Annotated in this window: 5 protein-coding genes; 4 read left to right on the forward strand and 1 reads right to left on the reverse strand. The window is 66.5% G+C overall.

All coding sequences use genetic code 11. The features are described from left to right. On the forward strand, positions 1–869 hold an 869-nt coding region (locus VML93_RS28525; RefSeq protein ID WP_325615611.1), incomplete at its 5' end, for a vitamin B12 dependent-methionine synthase activation domain-containing protein. A gap of 19 nt (positions 870–888) precedes the next feature. Here VML93_RS28525 and VML93_RS28530 read toward each other — a convergent pair. Further along, complete coding sequence (locus VML93_RS28530; protein WP_325615612.1) at positions 889–1,662, reverse strand: enoyl-CoA hydratase/isomerase family protein; 774 nt, start codon at positions 1,660–1,662, stop codon at positions 889–891. A 54-nt stretch (positions 1,663–1,716) separates the two neighbouring features. Between VML93_RS28530 and VML93_RS28535 the strand changes: the two genes are divergently transcribed. The 3 genes from VML93_RS28535 to VML93_RS28545 all read left to right on the forward strand — a co-directional run. Continuing rightward, on the forward strand, positions 1,717–1,998 hold the full coding sequence (locus tag VML93_RS28535) for a phosphoribosyl-ATP diphosphatase (protein ID WP_325615613.1): 282 nt from the start codon (positions 1,717–1,719) through the stop codon (positions 1,996–1,998). Positions 1,999–2,000: 2 nt separating this feature from the next. Then, positions 2,001–2,852, forward strand: coding sequence for an ATP phosphoribosyltransferase (hisG, locus tag VML93_RS28540; protein WP_325615614.1), 852 nt, complete (start codon positions 2,001–2,003; stop codon positions 2,850–2,852). A 112-nt stretch (positions 2,853–2,964) separates the two neighbouring features. Then, positions 2,965–3,283: DUF4126 domain-containing protein (locus VML93_RS28545; RefSeq protein WP_325615615.1), on the forward strand; the 319-nt coding region annotated here is incomplete at its 3' end.

Here is a 3,283-nt window from a genome sequence, read left to right on the forward strand (position 1 = left end):
TGCGCGAGTACATCGACTGGCAGCCGTTCTTCAACGCCTGGGAGATGAAGGGCCGCTTCCCCGACATCCTCAACAACCCGGCCTCCGGCGAGGCGGCCCGCAAGTTGTACGACGACGCCCAGGAGATGCTCGACACCCTGATCAAGGAGAAGTGGCTGACGGCCAACGGGGTGATCGGGTTCTTCCCGGCGAACGCGGTCGGTGACGACATCGAGGTGTACACCGACGACACCCGTACCGAGGTGCTGACCACGCTGCACAACCTGCGCCAGCAGGGCGAGCACCGGGACGGCATCCCGAACCGGTCGCTGGGCGACTTCGTCGCGCCGAAGGACACCGGTCTGGCTGACTACGTCGGCGCCTTCGCCGTCACCGCGGGGCTCGGCAGCCAGGACAAGATCGCGAAGTTCAAGGCAGCCAATGACGACTACAGCGCAATCCTGCTGGAGTCGATCGCCGACCGGCTGGCAGAGGCGTTCGCCGAACGGATGCACCAACGGGTCCGCACGGAGTTCTGGGGATTCCAGCCCGAGGAGCAGTTGGACAACGAGGCACTCATCGGTGAGAAGTACGTAGGAATCCGTCCTGCCCCCGGCTACCCGGCCTGCCCGGAGCACACCGAGAAGGTGACGCTCTTCAAGTTGATGGACGTGCGCGAGCGGACCGGCATCGAGTTGACCGAGTCGATGGCGATGTGGCCCGGTGCCGCCGTCAGCGGCTGGTATTTCTCGCACCCGCAGTCGCAGTACTTCGTGGTCGGCCGGATGGCCCAGGACCAGGTCGCCGACTACGCGAAGCGCAAGGGCTGGACCCTGGCCGAAGCCGAGCGCTGGCTCGGCCCCAACCTCGGCTACAACCCGGAGGACTGACCCCCGCTCGACGTCGTGTCTAGCGGCCCAAGCCCTTCAGGTAGGCCGCACCCGCGGCGCGCGACTCAGTGTCCCGCAGCGCGGTAACCAGCGAGTCGGCGTCATTCCAGGCCCGCATGGTGCCGACCATCTGTTCGGTCACCGCGTTGGTGTGCCGCTTGGTGGCGGTCAGGGTCAGCGCCGACTTGCCCGCCAGCTGCCCGACCAGCTCGTCGACCGCGGCACCCAGGTCGGAGGCGGGCACCACGCGGTTCAGAAAGCCCGCCGCGAGGGCCTCGTCGGGGCCGAAGGGCCGGCAAGTCATCACGAGTTCCTTGGTCCGTGCCGGACCGATCTCGCGGACCAGCCGGGGGATCCCGCCCCACGCGAGAGGGATGCCCAGGTCGACTTCCGGGATCGAGAAGCGGGTGTCGTCCGCGGCGATGCGCAAGTCGCAGGCTGAGGCCAACACGACTCCGCCCCCGACGCAGTGGCCGTGGATGCTGGCGACGGTCACCGCGTTCATCGCCTCGATCGCCTCGGCCATCCGTCGTCCGGCGTCAGCCGCCTCGCGCGCCGCGGCCGCGGAGGTGTCGGCCGCCGCGAACGACGCGAGGTCCGCACCGGCGCTGAAGGCCCGGCCGCTGCCGGCCACCACCACAACTTTCACGTCCCCGAGGGTGTCGAGATATCTTGCGGCTGAAACCAATTCGTTGAGTGTGGTGGTACTGAGCGGGTTCAACTTGGCTGGCCGATTCAGCTTGATGTCTCCGCGGGCGCCCGCGATTTTGACGTCGATCTCGGAGAACTCCATGCCTTACCGTATGTCGCGGGACAGCTAAACCGGTGTGACTTTGCCCAGCGGCCCGTGAAACAATCGCTCGCCGTGAAGACCTTCGAGGATCTGTTCGCCGAACTCGGCGAGCGCGCCCGCACCAGGCCGGCCGGCAGCGCCACGGTCGCGGCACTGGACGCCGGGGTACATGCGCTGGGCAAGAAGATCTTGGAGGAGGCCGGCGAGGTGTGGCTGGCCGCCGAGCACGAACCCGACGACGCACTGGCCGAGGAGATCAGCCAGTTGCTGTACTGGACGCAGGTACTGATGATCTCGCGCGGATTGTCCCTCGACGACGTCTATCGGAAGCTGTGAGCATGCTGCGGGTAGCGGTTCCCAACAAGGGTGCGCTGAGTGAACCGGCCAGCGAGATCCTGGCTGAGGCCGGCTACCGCCGCCGCACCGATCCCAAGGACCTGACCGTCATCGACCCCGCCAACCAGGTGGAGTTCTTCTTCTTGCGGCCCAAAGACATTGCCATCTATGTCGGTTCGGGTGAGCTCGACTTCGGCATCACCGGGCGCGACCTGGTCAACGACTCAGGAGCCCCGGTGCGCGAACGTTTGGCGCTGGGCTTCGGGTCGTCCAGCTTCCGGTATGCCGCTCCCGCGGGGCATGATTGGACGACGGCCGATCTGGCCGGCAAACGGATCGCCACCGCCTACCCGAATCTGGTCCGAAATGATTTGGCCGCCAAGGGTATTGAAGCAACCGTGATCAGACTCGACGGAGCGGTGGAGATTTCGGTGCAACTCGGTGTGGCCGACGCCATCGCCGACGTGGTGGGGTCGGGTCGCACCCTGAGCCTGCACGATCTGGTGGCCTTCGGTGAGCCGTTGTGTGATTCGGAGGCGGTGCTGATCGAGTGCACCGACGGCCACGAGCAGCAGAGCGCGGCGCGCGACCAACTGGTCGCCCGGATACAGGGTGTGGTGTTCGGTCAGCAATACCTGATGCTGGATTACGACTGCCCGCGTTCGGTGCTGGACAAGGCAACGTCGATCACGCCGGGCCTGGAGTCGCCGACCATCGCACCGCTGGCCGACCCGGATTGGGTCGCGGTGCGCGCGTTGGTACCTCGCCGGGATGTCAACGGCATCATGGACCAGCTCGCCGCCGTCGGGGCCAAGGCAATTCTGGCTTCCGACATCAGGTTCTGTCGCTTCTGATCGCGCGGCACGTGCCCAGGGCCGGTGAGTGTGTTAGCGTCCGGCGGGGGACCGATTGCGCGTAGAACCCAGGAGGGTTGCCGTGACACAAACACATCTCCTCTTCTTGCTGATGGCCTTGCTGATCGGTGTCGTCGCCGGGTTGCGTTCCCTTACCGCTCCCGCCGTCGTCTCGTGGGGCGCATACCTGGGCTCGATCACCCTGCAGTCGACCTGGGCAGCCTGGGTCGCCAGCTTGATCACCGCGATAGTCCTCACCGTTCTCGCGGTAGGGGAGCTGGTTAACGACAAACTTCCCAAGACGCCGCCGCGCACCGCACCGCCGGTGTTCGCGGCCCGGATCATCATGGGGGGCTTCGCCGGTGCGGTCATCGGCGCCTCGCATCACTACACCATCAGCGCACTCGGCGCCGGCATTATCGGCGCGGTGC

Origin of the sequence: Mycobacterium sp., assembly GCF_035499775.1 — a bacterium.
Classification (GTDB): Bacteria; Actinomycetota; Actinomycetes; order Mycobacteriales; family Mycobacteriaceae; genus Mycobacterium.

What these genes read in the sequence shown, in the direction of transcription:
- VML93_RS28530 (WP_325615612.1), bottom strand. Translation starts at nt 1,662, where the DNA reads ATGGAGTTCTCCGAGATCGACGTCAAAATCGCGGGCGCCCGCGGAGAC.
- hisG (WP_325615614.1), top strand. Translation starts at nt 2,001, where the DNA reads ATGCTGCGGGTAGCGGTTCCCAACAAGGGTGCGCTGAGTGAACCGGCC.